The sequence below is a fragment of the Streptomonospora nanhaiensis genome (assembly GCF_026642255.1).
Classification (GTDB): Bacteria; Actinomycetota; Actinomycetes; order Streptosporangiales; family Streptosporangiaceae; genus Nocardiopsis; species Nocardiopsis tropica.
Genome location: NZ_CP113264.1, coordinates 4,818,360 through 4,839,784, shown reverse-complemented (window position 1 = coordinate 4,839,784; position 21,425 = coordinate 4,818,360). Strand labels below are relative to the sequence as shown.

General features: G+C 70.5%; 19 protein-coding genes and 3 CRISPR repeat arrays (1 of these 22 only partly in view). Of the genes, 15 read left to right on the top strand and 4 right to left on the bottom strand.

The genetic code is table 11. The features are described 5' to 3' along the window. The first annotated feature begins 183 nt into the window (after window positions 1-183). The 5 genes from OUQ99_RS21115 to OUQ99_RS21095 all read left to right on the top strand — a co-directional run bounded on the left by OUQ99_RS21115 (window position 184) and on the right by OUQ99_RS21095 (window position 4,207). A complete protein-coding gene (locus OUQ99_RS21115; RefSeq protein WP_267945525.1) occupies window positions 184-1,269 on the top strand; it encodes a GntR family transcriptional regulator in 1,086 nt (361 codons plus the stop codon). Between the two features lie 143 nt (window positions 1,270-1,412). Continuing rightward, window positions 1,413-2,345, top strand: coding sequence for an aldo/keto reductase (locus OUQ99_RS21110; protein ID WP_267945524.1), 933 nt, complete (start codon window positions 1,413-1,415; stop codon window positions 2,343-2,345). A gap of 202 nt (window positions 2,346-2,547) precedes the next feature. Next, the gene (locus OUQ99_RS21105) at window positions 2,548-3,297 is read left to right on the top strand and encodes an HAD family hydrolase (protein WP_267945523.1); all 750 of its coding nucleotides are present in this window, start codon (window positions 2,548-2,550) and stop codon (window positions 3,295-3,297) included. Window positions 3,298-3,411: 114 nt separating this feature from the next. Next, window positions 3,412-3,882 (top strand): hypothetical protein, encoded by a 471-nt coding sequence (locus OUQ99_RS21100; RefSeq protein WP_267945522.1) that lies wholly within the window; start codon window positions 3,412-3,414, stop codon window positions 3,880-3,882. Further along, on the top strand, window positions 3,872-4,207 hold the full coding sequence (locus OUQ99_RS21095; protein ID WP_267945521.1) for a transcriptional regulator: 336 nt from the start codon (window positions 3,872-3,874) through the stop codon (window positions 4,205-4,207). Before OUQ99_RS21100 ends, OUQ99_RS21095 begins: the two co-directional genes overlap by 11 nt. 278 nt (window positions 4,208-4,485) lie before the next feature. Then, a CRISPR array of direct repeats spans window positions 4,486-5,614; the repeat unit is 29 nt; unit sequence CTGCTCCCCGCGCACGCGGGGATGGACCC. Window positions 5,615-5,644: 30 nt separating this feature from the next. Here OUQ99_RS21095 and OUQ99_RS21090 read toward each other — a convergent pair. The 4 genes from OUQ99_RS21090 to OUQ99_RS21075 form a co-directional block, all read right to left on the bottom strand. Further along, the gene (locus tag OUQ99_RS21090) at window positions 5,645-6,154 is read right to left on the bottom strand and encodes a GNAT family N-acetyltransferase (RefSeq protein WP_267945520.1); all 510 of its coding nucleotides are present in this window, start codon (window positions 6,152-6,154) and stop codon (window positions 5,645-5,647) included. Window positions 6,155-6,413: 259 nt separating this feature from the next. Then, entirely contained in the window at window positions 6,414-6,788 is a 375-nt protein-coding gene (locus tag OUQ99_RS21085; RefSeq protein ID WP_267945519.1) for a hypothetical protein, read from the bottom strand. Continuing rightward, window positions 6,785-7,315: an ATP-binding protein gene (locus OUQ99_RS21080; RefSeq protein WP_267945518.1), complete on the bottom strand. Its 531-nt coding sequence runs from the start codon at window positions 7,313-7,315 to the stop codon at window positions 6,785-6,787. The genes OUQ99_RS21085 and OUQ99_RS21080 overlap by 4 nt, the downstream gene beginning before the upstream one ends. 110 nt (window positions 7,316-7,425) lie before the next feature. Then, window positions 7,426-8,277, bottom strand: coding sequence for a helix-turn-helix domain-containing protein (locus OUQ99_RS21075; RefSeq protein ID WP_267945517.1), 852 nt, complete (start codon window positions 8,275-8,277; stop codon window positions 7,426-7,428). A 199-nt stretch (window positions 8,278-8,476) separates the two neighbouring features. Here OUQ99_RS21075 and OUQ99_RS21070 point away from each other — a divergent pair, with 199 nt between their 5' ends. The 10 genes from OUQ99_RS21070 to cas2e all read left to right on the top strand — a co-directional run bounded on the left by OUQ99_RS21070 (window position 8,477) and on the right by cas2e (window position 20,294). After that, window positions 8,477-9,331 (top strand): helix-turn-helix domain-containing protein, encoded by an 855-nt coding sequence (locus OUQ99_RS21070; protein WP_267945516.1) that lies wholly within the window; start codon window positions 8,477-8,479, stop codon window positions 9,329-9,331. A gap of 4 nt (window positions 9,332-9,335) precedes the next feature. Next, window positions 9,336-9,539, top strand: a complete 204-nt coding sequence (locus OUQ99_RS21065) for a DUF397 domain-containing protein (RefSeq protein WP_267945515.1) — start codon at window positions 9,336-9,338, stop codon at window positions 9,537-9,539. 123 nt (window positions 9,540-9,662) lie between these two features. After that, window positions 9,663-10,728: direct repeats of the CRISPR family, unit length 29 nt; unit sequence CTGCTCCCCGCGCACGCGGGGATGGACCC. A 174-nt stretch (window positions 10,729-10,902) separates the two neighbouring features. Continuing rightward, window positions 10,903-13,809: a CRISPR-associated helicase Cas3' gene (cas3, locus tag OUQ99_RS21060; protein ID WP_267945514.1), complete on the top strand. Its 2,907-nt coding sequence runs from the start codon at window positions 10,903-10,905 to the stop codon at window positions 13,807-13,809. Further along, window positions 13,799-15,514 carry a type I-E CRISPR-associated protein Cse1/CasA gene (gene casA, locus OUQ99_RS21055; protein WP_267945513.1) on the top strand — a complete coding sequence of 572 codons (1,716 nt, stop codon included), beginning with the start codon at window positions 13,799-13,801 and terminating at the stop codon, window positions 15,512-15,514. The genes cas3 and casA overlap by 11 nt, the downstream gene beginning before the upstream one ends. Continuing rightward, on the top strand, window positions 15,511-16,215 hold the full coding sequence (gene casB, locus OUQ99_RS21050; RefSeq protein WP_267945512.1) for a type I-E CRISPR-associated protein Cse2/CasB: 705 nt from the start codon (window positions 15,511-15,513) through the stop codon (window positions 16,213-16,215). Before casA ends, casB begins: the two co-directional genes overlap by 4 nt. Window positions 16,216-16,347: 132 nt before the next feature. Then, on the top strand, window positions 16,348-17,535 hold the full coding sequence (gene cas7e, locus OUQ99_RS21045) for a type I-E CRISPR-associated protein Cas7/Cse4/CasC (RefSeq protein WP_267945511.1): 1,188 nt from the start codon (window positions 16,348-16,350) through the stop codon (window positions 17,533-17,535). Further along, window positions 17,532-18,251, top strand: a complete 720-nt coding sequence (gene cas5e, locus OUQ99_RS21040; RefSeq protein ID WP_267945510.1) for a type I-E CRISPR-associated protein Cas5/CasD — start codon at window positions 17,532-17,534, stop codon at window positions 18,249-18,251. The genes cas7e and cas5e overlap by 4 nt, the downstream gene beginning before the upstream one ends. Next, window positions 18,251-18,994, top strand: coding sequence for a type I-E CRISPR-associated protein Cas6/Cse3/CasE (gene cas6e / locus OUQ99_RS21035; protein WP_267945509.1), 744 nt, complete (start codon window positions 18,251-18,253; stop codon window positions 18,992-18,994). The genes cas5e and cas6e overlap by 1 nt, the downstream gene beginning before the upstream one ends. Continuing rightward, on the top strand, window positions 18,991-19,947 hold the full coding sequence (cas1e, locus tag OUQ99_RS21030) for a type I-E CRISPR-associated endonuclease Cas1e (RefSeq protein ID WP_267945508.1): 957 nt from the start codon (window positions 18,991-18,993) through the stop codon (window positions 19,945-19,947). Before cas6e ends, cas1e begins: the two co-directional genes overlap by 4 nt. Continuing rightward, a complete protein-coding gene (gene cas2e / locus OUQ99_RS21025; protein ID WP_267945507.1) occupies window positions 19,944-20,294 on the top strand; it encodes a type I-E CRISPR-associated endoribonuclease Cas2e in 351 nt (116 codons plus the stop codon). Before cas1e ends, cas2e begins: the two co-directional genes overlap by 4 nt. A 98-nt stretch (window positions 20,295-20,392) precedes the next feature. Next, window positions 20,393-21,425: a CRISPR direct-repeat array (repeat unit 29 nt; unit sequence CTGCTCCCCGCGCACGCGGGGATGGACCC) (it continues 524 nt past the right edge of the window).

The following is a 21,425-nucleotide window of genomic DNA, read 5'->3' as shown; positions in this document are numbered from 1 at the left end:
TACAGAGTACACGCGCTCTGGCTTCAAGAAACCCTCTATTGAAAGGCTTTTTTCGTCCAACAGTACTAGTGCACTAGGGGAGTTGAAGGGCTTCTCGGATCGCCCTGGCGTTTTTGTCGAGGTGCTCGATGTTCCGTCGTGCACTAGTACACTCTGGGCAAACGGAGAAGGATCGAGGGGTCTGTGATGTCCACGACTGCGAAACAGGAGCTGCCGCCCTACGCGCGCGTCGTCGCCGACATCCGCGCGCGCATCGACGCCGGGGAGCTGCGACCGGGGGACCGCGTCCCCTCGACGAGGGAGATCATGCGCGAGTGGGGGGTGGCCATGGCCACCGCCACCAAGGCGCTCGCGGCCCTGCGCCAGGAGGGCTTGGTCGAAGGGGTGCGCGGGGTGGGGACTCTCGTGCGGAAGAGGGAGCCGGACTCCGCACCGGACCCACGAGGCTCCCAGGGACGGAGGGAATACCGGATTCCGCCGGAACGCCCGCGTCGGCCAGAGCCGACGGAACGCCGCCCGGCCGCCGACACCGCCCTCACCAGGGAGGCCATCGTCCGGGTCGCGATCACCATCGCCGACGCCGAGGGCATCGAGGGCCTGTCCATGCGCAGGGTCGCCACCCAGCTGGGGGTGAGCACCATGGCCCTGTACCGCCACGTCGCGAACAAGGACGCGCTGGTGACGGCGATGATCGACCAGGTCTACACGGAGCACGCACTGCCCGAACCACCGCCGGCCGGTTGGCGGGAAGCCCTCGAACTGGCGCTCCGCACGGAGTGGGGCATCTACCGGAGGCACCCCTGGACCGTTCGGCTGACCATGCTCGCCGGAGCCGTCCAGTCCCCCCAGCTCCTGGAGAACGCCGAGTGGATGATGAGGGCCGTCAGCTCCCAGGGGCGTTCACCGGACGAGGCCATGGCGGTGCTCACCTTCGTGTCCGCCTACACCTCGGGGATGGCCCTCCAGGCCACGCGGGCGGTGGTGGAGGACTACGAGTTCGGGATGGACGCCGAGCACTGGTGGCGGTCTCGGGGGCCGGAGTTCCTCCGGCTCGCCGAACAGGGCCGGTACCCGCTCACGTTCAGCATCTCGGGGCCGCCCGACGTGCACGGGGTCTTCGAGCTCGGCATGAAGCACCTGCTCGACGGCCTCACGCCCCTGATCGAGGGGGGAGTGGTCACCGCAGAAGGCCGCAGCGGGGCCGTGCCCCACCCCGACGTCCAGGGTTCTGATCCCGGTCCCGGTTCGTGCCCGCTCCGGCACGGGTAGGCGGTTCCGTGGGTCAGGCCATGTCCCTCGCGAACAGCTCCCACCACCCGCCCGCCCCGGCCGCGTGCGCTCCGGCGCGGCACTCGTGTCCTACCGCACGCAGGCACGGCACTGCGCCTTCCGCCCGTGATAGGGAGTTGCGCATGAAGACCTTCACTCTGCCCGGCACCAAGATCACCGCACCCAACGTGGTGCTCGGTCTGATGCGCATCCAGGAGAAGACCGACGAGGAGGTACGCACCCTCGTCCGCACGGCGATCGACGCGGGCATCGCGTTCCTCGACCACGCCGACATCTACGGCAGCGAACCGCACGGCTGCGAGCGCCGCTTCGCCGAGGCGATGCGGCTGAGCCCTGCCGAGCGCGAACAGCTGGTGATCCAGACCAAGGCCGGGATCGTCACCGACGGCCCGTACTTCGACTTCTCCTACGAGCACCTCATGGAGACGGTGCACGGTTCGCTGAAGGCCCTCGACACGGACTACATCGACATCCTGCTGCTGCACCGGCCGGACGCCCTCGTGGAGCCGGAGGAGGTGGCGCGGGCGTTCGACGACCTCGCCGAGGCCGGCAAGGTGCGCGCCTTCGGCGTCTCCAACCACACGCCGAGACAGATCGACCTGCTGCGCCGGTACGTGAGGCAGCCGATCGTGGCGAACCAGGCGCAGCTCTCCATCACGCACGCGCCGCTCATCGCCCAGGGCGTGGCCGCGAACATGCAGGGGCTGGAGCAGTCGGTCAGCCGCGACGACGGCCTCGTCGACTACTGCCGGCTGCACGACATCACCCTGCAGGCGTGGTCCCCGTTCCAGGCCGGTTTCTTCGACGGGCCGTTCCTCGGCTCGCCGCGCTTCCCGGAGCTGAACGCGGTCATCGACCGAATCGCGGCGAAGTACGACGTGCCGCCGCTCGCGATCGCGACCGCGTGGATCACCAGGCACCCCGCGCGGATGCAGGTGGTCATCGGCACCACCACGCCGGAACGCGTCACCGCGGCGGCTCAGGGCTCGGACATACCGCTGACCCGGCCCGAGTGGTACGAGGTGTTCCGCGCCGCCGGGTACACCGTGCCGTAGACCCATCTCGGGCGGCCCTGCCGGACGGATACCGTGCTTCACGGCTGTCCGTTCGGCAGGCGTTCCGGTGGCCTTCCGGGGACGCGGACGCCGGCGCGAATGTGGATCCGTCCGCTCGGGATAGTCTCGCGTCTCGGATTCGCCGTCCTCGTCGCGCTCGCCGTGTCCGAACGCCGAGAAGGGGCGTCGCTACGATGACCGCATGCGCGACGTGTCGGCGAACCCTCCGCCGCAGGAGCCCTTCCCTTCCTCCACCGACCACAGGACCGACGAGCGTGCGGGCGCCTTCACCGCGGTGCTGGTGGACTGGCGCGGCACCCTGGCCGTGACCCTGAGCCCGGAGCAGTGGATCACCACCGCTCTCGAAGAGGTCGGGCGTTCGGCCTCCCCGGTCGACGCCGCCCCGATCCTCGAGCGCCTCGACGCGGTGAACGCCGACAAACGCCTGCTCAGCCCCGGTATGGACGCGGATCCGGCCCTGCACCGGCGCGTCTTCATGGAGGTCCTGGCCGACGCGGGGCTCGACCACGAGCTCGCCGAGGCGCTCTACCGGGTGGAATCCGACCCCGGACACGACCGCTTCGCGGAGGACGCCCTCCCGTTCCTCGCCCGCGCCCGAGCCTCCGGTGTCCGAACCGTCATCGTCAGCGACATCCACGTCGACATACGTCCCAGGTTCGAGTCCGCGGGCCTCGGCGCGTACGTGGACGCCTACGCGCTCTCCTGTGAACAGGGGGCCGAGAAGCCCGACCCGCGTCTGTTCGAGGCCGCGCTCAGCATGGCGGGCGCCCGCCCCGACGAGGCGCTGATGGTCGGCGACCGGCACACCCATGACGGCGGTGCCGTGGCGCTGGGCATCACCACGCTCATTCTTCCTCCCCTCCGCGACGAGAGCGACCGCCGGTTGAACCTCGCGGAGGCCCTTCTGTACCGGCACGCCTGCCAGATCTAGACGCGAGGACCATGCCCCAAGGAGTGCGCTCCCAGGTGTCGAGGAGGCGGGAGCGGGCGGTCTGAGTCCATCGTCACTTTGCTTAACTCGAAGGCAAGTGAAACACTTAACTCCATGGAAAGTCATGAGTCGCCCCACGACAGGACCCCCGACGCCGCCCGGGAGGCCCTCGACACGCTGAACGCCGACCGCTCGACGCTGGCGGACCACATCGTCACGCCGCCCTGGTTCTATCCGGCGCTCGCGGCCATCACCACCGCCTTCGTGGCCTCTCCTGCGGCCCCCACGCCGTTCGTGCAGAGCATGGTCGTCGTCGCGGGAAGCGTCTCGCTGATCTTCCTGGTGCTCGCCTACCAGAAGCGGACCGGACTGGCGATCAGCCGCACGGCAGGTCCGCGGAGCCTCGGGGTGCTGATCGTGGTGGGGGTGGCCATCGTGGTGCTCCTCGGTCTCTCCCAGGCGCTGACGCTCATGGGCATGCGGCCGTGGGTGGCCGCCGTCGCCGTTTTCACCTTCGTCATGGTGCTGGCCGGATGCCGTGTCTACGACCGCTTCTACGACACCGAGCTGCGCAGTGGCCGCTGATCCCCGCTTCGACGACGCCATCCATGCGCCCAACCGCCTGCGCATCTGCGGACTGTTGCGCCCTGTCGACAGTGCCGACTTCGCGGTTCTCCGTTCGGCCCTGGGGCTGAGCGAGGCCAACCTGTCCAAGACGATCCGCAGTCTGGTCGACCTGGGCTACGTGCGCACCGCCAAGTCCGCTTCGGCTTCCCGTGGGGATGCGCGCCGGACCACGACGGTGTCCCTGACCTCCCTGGGGAGGAGGGCCTTCGACGGTCACCTGGCGGCGCTGCGTGATCTGGCGGAGGGGCGACTCTCTCCGTCCGTTGAACATGGTGACGGCTGAACTCTGGCGTGTGGTCTGTACTTCTGGCGTTCGGTGGTGGGCGGAGTCGTTTCCTCGCGCTCATCGAAGGATGGGTTGACCGGCGGCGGCCTGGAACTGTTCGCGACGTATGGGAGAGTTCCCTGTGGCGCTGCTTCGGGTGTGAGCATGGGAATGTTGGGGTGTCATATGGGCGTGTGGGTGACAATGGGCCTTTCCTGTGTTTCGTTCCGAGTGTCTAATTCTCGAGAAGTTGGAAAATCGGCTGCTTGTCGCTGGTAAGTTCGCAGGTCATCGACCTGCTCCCCGCGCACGCGGGGATGGACCCCGCCGTCGGCAGGGCCGCCGCCGTCGTTTTCACTGCTCCCCGCGCACGCGGGGATGGACCCGATCTGTGACCGGAACTGGCCTTTATGTCCCGCTGCTCCCCGCGCACGCGGGGATGGACCCTCACTAGACGTAGTACGTCAAGCATCCTGGTACTGCTCCCCGCGCACGCGGGGATGGACCCCACATGTTCAGGTGGTCGGCGAGTTGGACCACCTGCTCCCCGCGCACGCGGGGATGGACCCAATCGTCAGTCTCGATAATCGTGAACCACGACCTGCTCCCCGCGCACGCGGGGATGGACCTACGGAACTTTTCGGTTGTGCGCAACCTACCGACTGCTCCCCGCGCACGCGGGGATGGACCGACCGGTGCCCGGTCCTGCACGGGTGTCGGCGGCTGCTCCCCGCGCACGCGGGGATGGACCCACAATGACGGAACGGAAACGGAATGACGGAACCTGCTCCCCGCGCACGCGGGGATGGACCCCAATGTCTAGCCGCCGATAACGCTGGCTTATCCTGCTCCCCGCGCACGCGGGGATGGACCCATCGGGTGCAGCCATAGTCACTCATCTACTAGCTGCTCCCCGCGCACGCGGGGATGGACCCGCGGGCTGGAGCCAGGACCAGGCGGCCCGGCCCTGCTCCCCGCGCACGCGGGGATGGACCCTCCTCTGCGACCTCCGGAGCGTGTTTTGCCAGCTGCTCCCCGCGCACGCGGGGATGGACCCGGGACGCGGACCGCGTCCCTGTACCGGCGCAGCTGCTCCCCGCGCACGCGGGGATGGACCCAGGCGCAACCCGCACAGGCTCCAGTCCTCGGACTGCTCCCCGCGCACGCGGGGATGGACCCGACCCGCCTGAACGTGGTTCTCCGCGACGTCCCTGCTCCCCGCGCACGCGGGGATGGACCTGGTGTCAAGCAGGTCGCGTCTGGCATTTGGACGCTGCTCCCCGCGCACGCGGGGATGGACCCCACGCCGGGTCGTAATTCGTCCACACGGTGACCTGCCTCCCCGCGCGCGCGGGGATTGACCCGCCATCATCGAGCGTGGCCCCGCGACCGGTGACTGTTCCCCGTGCACGCGGGGATGGGCTGCCATCCACGAGCCCCAGCCGTTCCGCTGGCTCAGCCTCCGCTCCGGACGGATGTGTCGAACGAGATCCACACATCAGGAGGCATGTCCTTCCGCCCCGGCACCGGCCGGCGTTCCTCGGACCAGGCGTCACCGGCGATCTCCGTCGCGGCCCGGCGCCAGAACCGCACCGCGGCCGTGTTGGCGTCCTGGAAGGCGACCGCCCACGGCCCGGAATGCCTGGCCACGACCTCGCGGACCATACGCAGCCCCACCCCTGACCTTCGCGCGCCCCGCACCACGAAGAAGCTGTTCAGCACCCGTTCCGGTCCGCTCAGCCCGCGCACGAACACGAAGCCGACGGGTTGGTCTCCGATCATCGCCACGTACGGCGCCCAGTCGGAGTCGGTGAAGGCCGCCCGGAGTCGTTCGCCGCGGAAGGCCCCGTCCGGGCCGGGTAGCAGCCCGCGGAACTCCGACATGTCATGGCTGAACATCAGCCACAGCCGCTCCACGACGAGGTGATCGGCGGTGTGTGCGAGGCGCACGGAGACGTCTGACATGGGACTCCTCTGCATGAATGGCTGACCGGCGGTCCCTTCCCCGCCGACGTCACGCGCCGGCGTGAACGGCACCGGAAAGGAGAGCTGACACCCTTGGATCGTCGGTCCCGGGCATGAAAAAAGCCTCCCCGGTGGAGGTGTGTCCGGCCCGGGGAGGCCTTGTCGTCGGTATGGATTCTAGCAGTGGCAGGCTTTCCTTCCAGGTCGGAAATCAGAGCCCCAGAATCCTGCCGCCTGCCCCCGACACGGGGGTGACCCGTCAGAGAAGGGGCGAGAGCACGTGGTGCGCGAAGGCCCCGAGTGCCGCCGCGAGGACGTGGCAGCACAGGGCCAGGCCAAGGCTTCCGCTTTCACAGACCTTGCGATGGGAGCGATGACGGGGGCGAGTCGGCGGGGCCGCAGTCCGCGTCTCCACGGCGGCGAGGGAGAGGCGGGCGTGCTGGACCTCCATCCACGCGGGCAGGATCCCGTGGCGCTGTCGATAGGCCACGCGCGGGTTGTCACCCATCTGGGCGAGGAGGAGCTCTTCCCTGGCGGAGACGGCAGGAATTCGCGGATGTGAGAAGCGCTGTCCCCGGGGCGCGTCCAGGACGGAGCGGACCCCGGGAGCCAACCGTGCGGAGGAGATGGTCATCGTCCGTCCCCGGGGCTCGAAGCGGGGGCCAGGGCGAACTCGGCCCAGATCACGGTGCCCAGTCCTTCGCAGAAGGGGAAGTCCACGACCCGGCGGGCTCCCCACGCCGTGGCCAGGTGGTCGACGAGGAGCAGGCCGCGCCCGCGTTCGGCTTCCTGCCACTCCTCGCGGGTTCGCTGGCGAGGAATCCGGGGGCGGGAGACCCGTACCCCGTCGTCGATGATCGACAGGCGCAGGGCGGCCCCGGCCAGGGAAGCGGCGGGAACCGCCAGGGTGCGAATGACCCGCCCTTCCTCCTCGCCCGACCGTGAGTGCTCGACGGCATTGGCGAACATCTCGCTCGCGCAGAGTACGACGGTCTCCACCAGATCCGGTTTGATCCCGGTGAGCCGGCCCAGGTCGGTGCGCAGGTCGGAGCGGACCCGGCTGGTGGTGGCCAGGGTTCCTGGGTACAGGCGCGGTTCCCAACGTGGGCAGGGCACAGCCGGGGCGGGGGAGGCTGCAGGGGGCTGCGGCACAATGGTCATGTCGGCATCTCCTTCGTTAAGGGGTGATGGGTGCTGGCCGAGCCCTGGGGGTGCTTTTAACACCCGCCGGGGCATTCGTGTGTCCGGCCAGGGACACGGGGGCGCGGCTGTCAGACCGGTGTGGCCGTGCTCTGCGAGGGACGAAGCGCCGAGCCGATCCCGTCGTCGGCGGGTCCGGTCGTGATGGCACGCGGCCTGGGCTTGTCCGGGAAGCGTTCGATCGCCTCGTCCAGGACACGCAGGGAACTCGCGGCGGGCAGGGAGACGCCCTGGAGGGTGGCGAAGAGGTCGCTGTAGCTCTTGACCTGGGTGGCGTCGGTGACGAGGTGGCCGGGACCGTGGGGGAGCGGGGTGTAGGCCAGGTTGTGCCGGGGTGAGAAGGACAGGGTCCAGAACGCGCCGCGCAGGCCGGGGTGGGGAGCCGTGCCTTCCGGGATGACGTGGACGGTGACGCTGTCCGTCATGGCGAGCTTGCGCAGGTGGATCAGTTGTTCGCGCATGACCTTGGGCGGGGCGACAGGCCGGGTGAGCGCGGCTTCGTCGACGATCAGGCAGTAGTAGGGCGCTCCGGAGAACAGGCCCGAGACCTCGCGCACCGCCGGGCGGTCGGTGAGGAAGGAACTCGACTCCATCGGGCGCTCCGCCTGGAGGAGGGCTCGGGCGTACTCCTCGGTCAGGTAGCCGTCGGGCAGGACCAGGGGCGCGTAGTGGCGGACCTGGTAGGTGTGGAACAGGAGGTCGGCCACAGTCGCCCCGGCCTGGAGCCGGGAGCTGAGGAAGATCTGCGCCCAGGCGTCCCACAGGACGCCCTCCGCTTCCAGGACCTTGTCCAGGTGCCGGATGACGGTGCTGTCCGGCTCGGAGGTGCCGGCCTCGATGTCGCGGACCATGTTCGCGTACGTCAGGGCTTTCTTGGCGACGTACTCGACGGAAAGGTCGAGCCGCTCGCGCGCCGCCCGCACCCGCTCCCCGTACCGCTCCCACCTCGAGACGGGGCCATCTCCGCTCGTAGTCGCACGCTCAGTCCTGCCAACTGCCATGACGCCTCCCTGATGCAGTGAAGAGCTTGGCACCAGTAAACTGAACGCCATGAGCATTTGCAAGTAGCTTTTGAAAGTGGCGAATTTTGTCCCGGGTTGTGAAGAAGGGCATCATCGAAGCATGGCTGACAACCCAACGCTCGCGCAGTGGCAACTGGCGCAGGAGCTACGAGAGCTCCGCGGTGCCCGCAAGTTCGGGGATGTGGTCAAGGCTATGCGTACAGCGCCCAGTAGCCTCTCCCGTTGGGAGACGCCAGGTGACGGCGGCGCTGTTCCGGGCGCTGCGGCGATCGAGCGACTGCTGGGCCTGTACGAGGCAGAAGGCCAACTTGATCGGCTTCTTGCGCTACGAAAGCAGGCGCGCGAGCCCGATCGCTGGCAGCCATACGAGCTGGAGCGGAGCTATAGGTCTTACGCCAACATCGAGGCTCAGGCGACTTCCATCGAGATGTACCAGTCGCAACTCATTCCAGGACTGGCCCAGACGGAAGACTATGCTCGCGCTGTCATCGAGGCAACGATGCGTCCGGACAGTGATCTCGATCGCGAGGTTCAGGTCCGACTCACGCGCCAGGAGATTCTCACCAAGGACCAGGCTCCCGAAGTGTGGATAATCGTTGCAGAAGCCGCTTTGAGGCAGCGCATAGGCAGTGGGAGTCTCATGGCGAACCAGCTCGACCACCTCATCGAACTGGCCTCCCTGGCGAACGTAACGTGCCAGGTGCTCCCGTACAGTGCTGGCGCCCACGCTGCGCTGACCCTCGCTTCGTTTTCCGTGTTGCGAGTAGACCACCACGGACTTGTGACCGTGTACCTCCAAGGACCCTCGTCTCACATGTTCATGTCGAGCGATGAGAACATCGAGCACTACGCAGGGACCTTTAACCGACTCCGCACGTCCGCTCTGGACGACGGCAAACCTACCCTCGGACTGCTTCGGAGCATTGCTCGGGAGCACAAGCAGAACAAGGACTAACCGGATGCAGTCATCGGAATCCCGGCTCATCGACCAGGCGATCTTTCGGAAGTCGAGCTACTCCCAGAGCGAGGCCGCGTGCGTCGAGGTATCCGACCTGGACGATGCCACGGCGATGCGAGACTCCAAGCATCCAGAGATCGGTTTTCTTGCCTTCCCTGTCAGGGAGTGGGATGCTTTCATCCGCGAAGTGCGGAAGAGTGATTGAAGTGCGGTTTTGTTCTCGTGTGTGCTCAGGTATGCGGTATGGGTGTCGGTGTTCCTGATGGCTGTTTCTCGACAAGTTGGAAAAACGGCTGCTTTTCGCTGGTAAGTTCGCAGGTCATCGACTCTGCTCCCCGCGCACGCGGGGATGGACCCCCGACCGCCGGACTCCTGCTCGGCGTCGGTGGCTGCTCCCCGCGCACGCGGGGATGGACCCGCTCGCGACCTCCGCACCGCCCTGGATGAGCTGCTGCTCCCCGCGCACGCGGGGATGGACCCGCCTTCCTGTCCGCCCCCGCCGGTGGCGAGAACTGCTCCCCGCGCACGCGGGGATGGACCCGGCGGCGGGGCCGGGATCGCACCCCGGCCCCACTGCTCCCCGCGCACGCGGGGATGGACCCCTGGGAAATCACCTGGACCGATGGGCGAACAGCTGCTCCCCGCGCACGCGGGGATGGACCCTCCGCGCCGGGCCGCACCGTGATCTCGTAGTCCTGCTCCCCGCGCACGCGGGGATGGACCCGGCAGACGGGCGTTGTGCACCGCCAGGACCGACTGCTCCCCGCGCACGCGGGGATGGACCCAGCGAGATCAGGGAGGCCATCAGCGCCGGGCTCTGCTCCCCGCGCACGCGGGGATGGACCCTTCAGCGATCCCCAGGTCCGGGAGGCGGCGGCCTGCTCCCCGCGCACGCGGGGATGGACCCGCGACAACGCCAGCGGCTCGCTTGCTGCGGCTCTGCTCCCCGCGCACGCGGGGATGGACCCGTCGCCCACGCCCGGCGGGTGGGCGACGACCGCTGCTCCCCGCGCACGCGGGGATGGACCCGTCTGGACGGTCCCGGTTCCGGCAATGGAAATCTGCTCCCCGCGCACGCGGGGATGGACCCCCCCACCACGACCCGAAGATGCGCTACCTGACCTGCTCCCCGCGCACGCGGGGATGGACCCGCTTGATCTGTGATGCGGCCATTGGCCAGGGTCTGCTCCCCGCGCACGCGGGGATGGACCCTGGCCCAGATCATCGGGGAGTCACCCAGGTTGCTGCTCCCCGCGCACGCGGGGATGGACCCCGTCCGGGCCTGTTCCTACAGGTCGTAGATGCTGCTCCCCGCGCACGCGGGGATGGACCCGCAGCCAGGAGCACGCCACCAAGCTCCTGGACCTGCTCCCCGCGCACGCGGGGATGGACCCGTGCCCCCACCACCCATCCCGGTTACCCCTGCCTCGTGCGACACTCACGGGACCAGATACCACAAGAGTCCCGATTCCGTGGCTAAACCCACGAGTAGCAATTGGCCAAAAGTGGTCGGACTAATGTTCGAGAAAGTCCGCGAAACCTCACCCGGGTTCGGTTGAATATCCGGCATGACCCTTCCCGGACAGCCCTTGACCTGGGCTGCCACGTTGTCCCCTGCTGCTCGCGCAGTGTGGGCCAAACACGACTTCGAGTCCGACGGCTGGCTTCCGCTGCACCGCCACATGGCCGACAGCGCCGCCGTCGCGGACAAGCTCTGGGACGCATGGCTTCCCGCCCAGGTGCGCGACCACGTCAGCGCCGCGCTCCCGCAGGGCCCCGACGACGCCCGCCTCCTTGCGGTCTGGCTCGCCGCCACCCACGACATCGGCAAGGCCACGCCCGCCTTCGCCTGCCAGGTCGAACACCTCGCGGACGACATGCGCGCGCACGGTCTGGAAATGCCCCTCCAGAAGCAGATGCCCGACCGGAACCTTGCCCCCCACGGCATCGCCGGTCAGCTCATCCTGCGTGACTGGCTCGTGGACCACCACGGCTGGAACCCCCGCGACACCCACCAGCTCACCATCGTCGCCGGCGGCCACCACGGCGTCCAGCCCGGCTACTCGGCCATCGCCGAACTCGACCGGCACCCCCAGCTCCTGCGCACCCCCGGCCACGAGACCGCCTGGTCGACGGCCCAGACCGAACTCCTCGACACCGCCGCCCGGATCACCGGAGCGGCCGAACGCCTCTCCGACTGGAAGTCGCTCAAGCTCCCGCAGACCGTGCAGGTCCTCCTCAGCGCGCTGGTCATCGTCGCGGACTGGATCGCCAGCAACTCCGATTTCTTCCCCTACTTCCCGGGCGAGCGCAGCACCGACCCCGAGCGCACCCGCGAGGCCTGGCGCCTCCTTGCCCTCCCCCGGCAGTGGAAGGCCGAGGAGCCCGGGGGCACCGCGGCGGAACTCTTCTCGGAACGCTTCGACCTCCCCGAGGACGCGACCGTCCGCCCTGTCCAGGAGCAGGCCGTCGAGGCCGCCCGGCAGATGTCCGGCCCCGGCCTGATGATCGTCGAGGCGCCCATGGGCGAGGGCAAGACCGAGGCCGCCCTCGCCGTCGCCGAGATCTTCGCGGCCCGGTCCGGCGCGGGCGGCTGCTTCGTCGCCCTGCCGACCATGGCCACCAGCAACGCCATGTTCGAGCGCTACCTCACCTGGCTCGAACGCCTCCCCGGAATGCCGGACGAGGCAGCCTCGGTGTTCCTCGCCCATTCCAAGGCGCACCTGAACGAGGAGTTCACGCAGCTCATGGGCGGTGGACGCCGCCTGGCCAGCGACATCGACCGCGATGCCGGGGAGAGCGGCTCCGGCACCGGGCGCCGCGCCCCGGCAGCCCTGACCGCCCACCGCTGGCTCCGGGGCCGCAAGAAGGGCATGCTCTCCTCCTTCGCCGTCGGCACCGTCGACCAGCTCCTCTTCACCGGACTCAAGAGCAAGCACCTGGCCCTGCGCCACCTCGCCATGGCGGGCAAGGTCGTCGTCATCGACGAGGCCCACGCCTACGACACCTATATGAACGCCTACCTCGACCGAGCCCTCTCCTGGCTCGGCAGGTACGGCGTCCCCGTCGTCGTCCTCTCCGCGACCCTGCCCGCCCGGCGCAGGCGCGAGCTGGCCGAGGCCTACACCGGCACGTCGGGGGAGGGGTATGACGAGGTCGGGAAGGCCCGCGCCTACCCCCTGATCACCACGGCCGAGACCGGTGCCGCGCCCCGCCTGCACACCCCCGCCGCCTCCGGTCGCGCGACCGACGTCGTCGTGGAACCCCTGGCCGACGACCTGGACGTTCTCACCACACGCCTGGAGGAGGCCCTGACGGACGGCGGTTGCGCCCTGGTTGTACGCAACACTGTCGCGCGCGTTCACGAGGCCGCCGCGCACCTGCGCGCCCACTTCGGAGACGACACGGTCACCGTCACCCACTCGCGCTTCCTCGCCCTGGATCGCGCCGCCAACGACGACGCCCTGGTGGCCGACTACGGGCCGCCCGCCAAGGTCGCCGATCTCGGCGGGAAACGTCCCGCCCGCCACATCGTGGTCGCCAGCCAGGTCGTGGAGCAGTCCCTGGACGTCGACTTCGACCTCCTGGTCACCGACCTCGCCCCCGTCGACCTCATGCTCCAGCGCATGGGCCGCCTCCACCGCCACCCGCGCGGGCAGGACCAGTCCGACCGTCCCGAGCGCGTGCGCCGGGCCCGCTGCCTGGTCACCGGCGTGGACTGGGGCGAGGCGCCGCCCACGCCGGTCCGGGGCTCGCGGACGGTCTACGGCGAGTACGCCCTCTTGCGTGCTCTCGCGGTGCTCCGCACCCGCCTGGAGGCGGAGCCCGCCGACGCGGGCACTGCCCGCACCGTCCGCCTCCCCGACGACATCAGCCCCCTGGTCCAGGACGCCTACGGCGACGGGTCGATCGCCCCCGATACCTGGGACGAGGCGATGGCCCAGGCCCTCAGGGCCCACGAGACCGAGCAGGCGCGCAAGGGCGAGAAGGCCCAGACCTTCCTGCTCAAACCGGCCGCCCGGGACGGGCGGGCGCTCATCGGCTGGATCGAGGCCGGGGTCGGCGACGCCGAGGACACCCAGGCCGGCAAGGCCCAGGTCCGCGACACCCGCGACAGCCTGGAGGTCCTGGTCGCCCGCCGCTCAGCCGACGGCACAGTGACCACCGTCCCCTGGCTGGCCGACGAACGCGGCGGACTGGACCTGCCCACCGACAGCGCGCCGCCGCCCGCCTCCGCGCGGGCCCTGGCCGCCTCCGCACTGCGGCTGCCCTACCAGTTCACGTTCCCCAAGGAGCTGGACCGGGCCATCGCCGAACTCGAGACCGACCTCGTCCTCGCCTGGCAGACCAAGGACGCCCACTGGATCGCCGAGGAACTCGTCCTCTTCCTGGACGAGGACGACCGCGCCGAACTCGCCGGATTCCGGCTGCACTACACCCCGACCGACGGACTGGAGGTCCACCGTGCCGACTGACGCCTCCGGGCCAGCGTCACCCTCGCCAGACGCGTCCCCACCGACGCCCCCGCCCTCCTTCGACCTGACCAGCAGGCCCTGGATCCCCGTCCAGCGGCTCGACGGGACCGAGGCCGAACTCTCCCTCACCGAGATCTTCGAGCAGGCCCCGCAGGTCCGGCGCCTGGTCGGCGACGTGCCCACCCAGGACTTCTCCCTCCTGCGGCTGCTCCTGGCCGTCCTGCACGACGCGATCGACGGCCCGGAGGACATCGACGACTGGGCCGACCTGTGGAACGGAGGCGAGGGAGACCTCCCCACGGACCGCGTCCGCGACTATCTCCACGAGCACCGCGACCGCCTCGACCTGCTGCACCCGACCACGCCCTTCCTCCAGGTCCCGGACCTGCGCACGACCAAGGGCGAGTACTCCTCCCTCGATCCGATCGTGGCCGACGTGCCCAACAACGCGCGCTTCTTCACCATGCGCGCGAACGGCGCCGAACGCCTGGGCTTCGCCGAGGCCGCACGCTGGCTTCTGCACGCCCACGCCTACGACACCTCGGGGATCAAGTCCGGAGTGGTCGGCGACCCCCGGGTCAAGGGCGGCAAGGTCTACCCGCAAGGGGTGGGCTGGGCCGGGAACCTCGGCGGGGTCTACGTGGAGGGCGACGACCTGCGCGCCACCCTCCTCCTCAACCTGCTGCCCCACGACACCGACAACCTGCGCTCGCGCCCCGACGACCTCCCCGCCTGGCGCCGGCCCCCGGCCACCGCCGAGGCTCTCGGGGGAGCGGAGGCCCAGACCCGCCCCCACGGCCTGCGCGACCTCTACACCTGGCAGAGCCGAAGGGTGCGCCTGCACCACGACGGCGAAGCCGTCCACGGCGTCCTGCTCGCCTACGGCGACCCTCTGACCCCGCGCAACAAGCACGACCGCGAACCCATGACCGCCTGGCGGCGCAGCCCCGCCCAGGAGAAGAAGCTCGGTGAGGAGCAGGTCTACCTGCCCCGGGACCACGACCCGGCCCGCAGCGCCTGGCGCGGCCTCGCCGCCCTGGTCACCGGCCGTGTCCGGGGCGCGGAACAGCGCCGCGAGGCCGCCAAGGTCGTGCGCCCCCGGGTTCTGGACTGGATCGCGCGCCTGACCGTGGAGGGGTTCCTGGACAAGGGCTTCCTCATCCGCACGCGCCTGGTCGGCGCGGTCTACGGCACCCAGCAGTCGGTCATCGACGAGATCGTCGACGACACCGTCGCCATGCCCGTGGTCCTGCTGAACGAGCAGGACAGCACCCTCGGTCAGACGGCCGTCGACGCCGTCAACGACGCCGAGGAGGCGGTCATGGTCCTGGGGGACCTGGCCACCGCACTGGCCGAGGCGGCGGGCGCGGCGACCGAGGCGCCCCGAGCCACCGCCCGCGACCGGGGCTTCGCCGCACTGGACGAGCCCTTCCGCAAGTGGCTGCGCGACCTGCGCCCCTCCGACAACCCGCTCTACCCGGCCGAACAGCGCCGCCAGTGGCAGCTCACGGCACGCCAGATCGTGTCCGGCATCGGTGACGACCTCCTCGTATCCGCCGGTGAGGCCGCCTGGACCGGGCGGGTCGTCGCCACCAAGAACGGCTCGGTCTGGCTCAGCGCCTCCCGCGCCGACCTGCGCTTCCGCTCGGGACTGCGCAGGGCGCTCCCCATGGCCACCCCCGACGACCCGGAGACGCAGCAGTGACCACCACCAGCACATCGACCCCCGCCCGCAAGGGCGCCGCCGCGAACACGGCCTACGTGCCCGACCTCCGTGAGGTCGGCACGTTCGTGGACGAGCGCGTCCGCGCGCTCCAGGGCGGCTACCTCAAGGACCTCTCCGCGGCCGTCTCCACCCTGGCCAAGCTGCGCCGGGGAGCGGGCAAGCCCATCGAGGCGGTCCCGGAGCTGGTGGGGCTGACCCTCGACCACCGCTTCTACGAGACCTTCCCGGTCGAGGCCCCCCGCACCGAGGCGGCCGAGGCCGCCGCCCACGAGGCGCTCACCCTCTACGCCTTGCACCAGCAGTCCAAGAGGGAGCGGGGCATGCACAAGCGGGGCAGCGGGCTCGGCGGCGCGGTGCGCCGCCTCATGCCCGGCGGCGACATCGACGAGCCCCTGCGCAAGAGGTTCGTGCAGGCCGGGAGCGCCGCCGACCACGCCACCCGCCTCGACCGGCTCCGCGGCATCGTCAGCCTCCTGCGCACCGAGGACATCCCGCTCGACTACGGGCTCCTCGCCGACCAGCTCCACGACGCCCGCACTCCGGCGGGGGCCGCCCGGGTGCGCCGGGCCTGGGGGCGCGGCTTCCAGGCCCACCGGCCCGAGCGTGCGGACGGCGCCGCACAGGACGCCGAACCTGGTACCCCGGACGGGGACGGTCCGGACGCCGCCCCGGAGAGCTGAACACCGCCGCCCCCGGCGGACCGCACAAGCCCCGGGGCGACCAGCAGATCCCTCGCGCTGCCCCGGCAGCGCTGTCAGCCGACCCCTCCCACGTGCCCTGACGGGCACCGACAAGACGATGAGGACACCACCATGAGCCGCACCATTCTCGACGTGCACGTGTTGCAGACCGTGCCGCCCAGCAACCTCAACAGGGACGACACCGGCGCCCCCAAGACCGCCGTCTACGGCGGGGTCAAGCGGTCCCGCGTCTCCAGCCAGGCGTGGAAGCGCGCCACCCGGCTCGCGTTCGACGCCCTCCTCGACCCACAGGACCTGGGCACCCGGACCAAGCGCGTCGCCGAGCTGATCGCCGCCCGCATCCGTGAACTCGACCCCTCGGTGGAGGAGGCCGAAGCGCTCGTCCTCGCGGCGGAGACCGTGCAGACGGCCACCGGCTCCAAGATCGAGGTGCCCAAGCGCAAGGCTGACGCCGCGAAGAAGAAGGGCGAGAAGGAGCCCGCCCCCGAGTCCGCCTACCTGATGTTCCTCAGCGCCCAGCAGCGGGACGGCCTGGCCGCACTCGCGCTCGACGGTCGCGAGGACATCAAGGCGTTCCTCAAGGAGAAGGAGAACAAGGCGCGCGCCAAGTCCGTCGCCGACACCCGCCACTCGGTGGACATCGCCCTGTTCGGGCGCATGGTCGCGGACGGCGCCGACATCAACGTGGACGCAGCAGCGCAGGTCGCCCACGCCATCAGCGTCCACGCCGTCGAGAACGAGTCCGACTACTACACGGCCGTGGACGACCGGAACCCGGAGGAGGACACCGGGGCGGGCATGATCGGCACCGTCGAGTTCAACTCCGCCACCCTGTACCGGTACGCGGCCGTCGACGTCGACCTGCTCAAGAAGAACCTGGGGGAGGGGCTGCGCGAGGACGAGCCCGTCACCGAACCGCTGCGCCGCGCCGTCGAGGCGTTCGTGCGCGGGTTCGTGGAGTCGCTGCCCACCGGCAAGATCAACACTTTCGGCAACCACACCCTGCCCGACGCGGTTGTCGTCAAGTTGCGCGACTCCCGGCCGATCAGCTTCGTGGGGGCGTTCGAGGAGCCGGTGACGTCCGGGGCCGGACACGTGGCCGAGGCCAGCGCCCGCCTGGCCGACCACGTCTCCCAGGTCGAGCGCGCCTACGGAGCCGAGGACGGCGTGGACACCTGGGTCGTGCACGTGGGGGAGCGCACCGCCAAGCTCTCCGGCCTGGGCTCCGTCGTCTCCCTCCCCGAGCTGGTCATCCAGGTCGGCGCGGCCGTCGCGCAGCGTCAGGCGCCGACGGCATGAGTGCCCTGCCCCTCGTCCTGGCCGGCCCCCTCCAGGCGTGGGGGTCGGCGTCCCGGTTCGCCCGCCGGGGCACCGAGAACGCCCCCACCAAGAGCGGGATCGTCGGCCTGCTCGCCGCGGCCCTGGGACGCGACCGCACCGCCGACCTCTCCGACCTGGCCGCGCTGCGGTTCGGCGTGCGCGTGGACCAGCCCGGCGTGCGCGTGCGCGACTACCAGACCGCGAAACACCTGGTCACCGGGGTCTCCATGCCGGTGTCGGAGCGCTTCTACCTGTCCGACGCGGTGTTCGTGGCGGCGGTCGAGGGCGACCCCGAACTGGTCGCCGACCTGTACCGGGCCGTCCGCGAACCCGTGTACCTGCCCTACCTGGGCCGGCGCTCGTGCCCGCCCGCGCGGCCCGTGGACCTGGGCGCCCCCGTCGACGGCACGGTCGAGGACGTCCTGGAGCGGACGCCCTGGCAGGCCGCCCGCTGGTTCCAGCTCCAGCGGCGCCGGAAGGGGGAGGAGTTGGTGGAGCTCAGCACCCTCGTCGACGCCGCGCCGGGGGAGACCCGGGCCGACACCCTGCGCGACCTGCCGCTCAGCTTCAACCCCCTGCACCGGCGCTACGCCCTGCGGGCGGTGACCCCGGGGGCGGTGCACGTGCCGAACCCGCTGGTCCGCCGCGCCGCACCCCCCGACCACGACCCCGTGTCCGCACTGGGAGGCAGCTGATGTACCTCACCCGATTCCGGTTCAACACCAACAGGCCGGGAAGCAGGAAGCTGCTGTCCTCGCCGCAGGCCGTGCACGCCGCCGTGCTGGGCGGCTTCCCCGACCTGCTCCCGGGCGACCCGGGGAACCAGGGGGCTGCGGGGGCGCCGCGCGTGCTGTGGCGGGTGGACCGCAACGCCAGGGCGGAGGTGCTGCTGTACGTCGTGAGCCCGGCCGCGCCCGACCTGACCCACCTGGTGGAGCAGGCGGGGTGGCCCAAGGCGGAGGGGGACGGATGGCAGACCCACGACTACGGCGGGTTCCTGGGCAGGCTGGAGGCAGGGCAGACGTGGGCGTTCCGGCTCACCGCCAACCCCGTGCACAGCATCCGGCGCAAGGACGGGGAGCCGACCAAGGTCACCGCCCACGTCACCCCCCGGCACCAGGCGGGGTGGCTGCTGCAGCGGCAGGAGGCGAACGGTTTCGAGATCGTGCGCAGGCCGGTCGACCAGCAGTTGATTCCGGGCGAGGACGAACACGAGCTGGTCGTCCACGGGCGTGACGCAACAGGGTTCGACAAGGCCGACCCCCGTCCCGAGAAGAAGGGGAGGTCCCGTATGCGCGTCCCCCTGGTGACCGCGACCTTCGACGGCAGGCTGACCGTCACCGACCCGGACGCCCTGCGCCGTGTGCTGTGCGCCGGCCTGGGACGGGCCAAGGCGTACGGCTGCGGCCTGATGACCCTGGCGCAGGTGGGCCGATGACCACGGTGAGCAAGCGGCGCGCGTCCACACCGCGCGAACTGACCAGGGTCGGCGAACGGCTCTCCTTCGTCTACCTGGAGCGGTGCGTCGTCCACCGCGACGACAACGCGATCACCGCCGAGGACGGCGAGGGCGTGCGGCACATCCCGGGCGCCACGATCGGCACCCTCCTCCTCGGGCCGGGGACGAGGGTGACCCATCAGGCGATGAGCGTCCTGGGGGAGTGCGGGGCCAGCGTCGTGTGGGTGGGAGAGCAGGGGGTGCGCTTCTACGCGGCCGGCCGCGGCCTGACGCGCTCCTCGCACCTGGTGGAGGCCCAGGCGAAGGCCTGGGCCAACCGGCAGAGCCGCCTCGACGTCGCTCGGGCGATGTACCGGATGCGGTTCCCCGACCTGGACGTGGAGCGGTTCGGCCGCCAGGAACTCCTCGGAAAGGAGGGAAAGAGGGTCCAGGCGTGCTACCGGGCCGAGGCGGAGCGGACGGGTGTGCCCTGGCACGGGCGGCGCTATACGCCGGGACACCACGACAACTCCGACGCGCCGAACAAGGCGATCACCTCGGCCGCCCAGTGCTTCTACGGGGTGGCGCACGCGGTGGCGACGGCGCTCGGGTGCAGCCCGGGGCTGGGCTTCGTCCACTCGGGGCACGAACGGGGGTTCGTGATGGACGTCGCCGACCTGTACAAGGTGGAGATCGGCATCCCGGTGGCCTTCGACGCGGCGGCGCAGGGCGAGGAGGACGTGGACGGGGTGACGCGTCGGCTGCTGCGGGACCGGATCAGCCAGGAGAAGCTGCTCGACCGGTGCGTCGACGACATCAAGAGGCTTCTGCTGGGTCAGGGGCACGACGCGGACGACGGCCGGGAGGGCGAGGCGGACGAGGTCGGACTGGTGGGCGACCGGGGCGAGCTGCTCGAAGCCGGGCGCGACTACTCCCACGAGGTGGTCTGGTGACCGTCGTCGTCCTCACCAAGTGCCCGCCGGGGCTGCGGGGTTTCCTCACCCGGTGGCTGCTGGAGATCTCGGCCGGGGTGTTCATCGGCAACCCGTCGCGGAGGGTCAGGGAGGCGCTGTGGGCGGAGGTGAAGGAGTACGCGGGGAACGGCAGGGCGCTGCTGGCGTACAGCAACGACTCCGAGCAGGGGTTCACCTTCGAGACCTTCGAGCACCACTGGCAGCCGGTGGACCACGAGGGGCTGACCCTCATACACCGTCCCCGCAAGGCGGCGGTCGAAGCCGCTCAGGTGCCGAAGACCGGGTGGAGCAAGGCGTCGAAGCGGCGGCGTTTCGGGGGAAGATGAGCTTCATGTCCGAGGTGAGTGCTTTGGGGTCGGTGTCTGTTTCTCGAGAAGTTGGAAAATCAGTCGCTTGTCACTGGTAAGTTGCCAGGTCATCGACTCTGCTCCCCGCGCACGCGGGGATGGACCCGCACGAACGCCCCCACAGCTCCAGCTGTGGGGCTGCTCCCCGCGCACGCGGGGATGGACCCGCCGGGGGATAGATGGCGATCTTCAGCTCCCACTGCTCCCCGCGCACGCGGGGATGGACCCAGCGAGATCAGTTCAGCCACGGCGGCGACCTCCTGCTCCCCGCGCACGCGGGGATGGACCCGGCGACACCGCCTCGGACGCCCTAGGCTTCGACTGCTCCCCGCGCACGCGGGGATGGACCCGGGCGTCGGCGCGGGGGACCCCTCAGCCTCCGCTGCTCCCCGCGCACGCGGGGATGGACCCGGCCAGATGCCGACGCGGACCTCGTGCTCAATCTGCTCCCCGCGCACGCGGGGATGGACCCGACGAGCCCGGCTTCGACTTCGTCCCCGAAGACTGCTCCCCGCGCACGCGGGGATGGACCCGACTGCGTCGAGGTGGCCGAAGGGCACAAGACCTGCTCCCCGCGCACGCGGGGATGGACCCGACACCCCCCGCCACGCCAAGGAGACCACCCCCTGCTCCCCGCGCACGCGGGGATGGACCCCGCTGCTCGATCTGGGCCCGCCGGCGCACAGCCTGCTCCCCGCGCACGCGGGGATGGACCCGGTGTTGCGTTCGACGCCGAGGAACCCCGCGATCTGCTCCCCGCGCACGCGGGGATGGACCCACCGGCAGGATCTCCGGTTGCAGCTCCTCGGACTGCTCCCCGCGCACGCGGGGATGGACCCTCGGCGATCCACAGCGTCGCCGTTCCGACCTGCTGCTCCCCGCGCACGCGGGGATGGACCCACGAGCAGTACCAGACGCACGGCCACCCCCTCCTGCTCCCCGCGCACGCGGGGATGGACCCCTCGCCCTGCCCGGGTCCGGCGAGGTAGGCGACTGCTCCCCGCGCACGCGGGGATGGACCCTACTCGCCGGGGTCGGGCCGGTGGTTGCAGTACTGCTCCCCGCGCACGCGGGGATGGACCCGATTACTGGCGCGGGCCGTGGTGCATC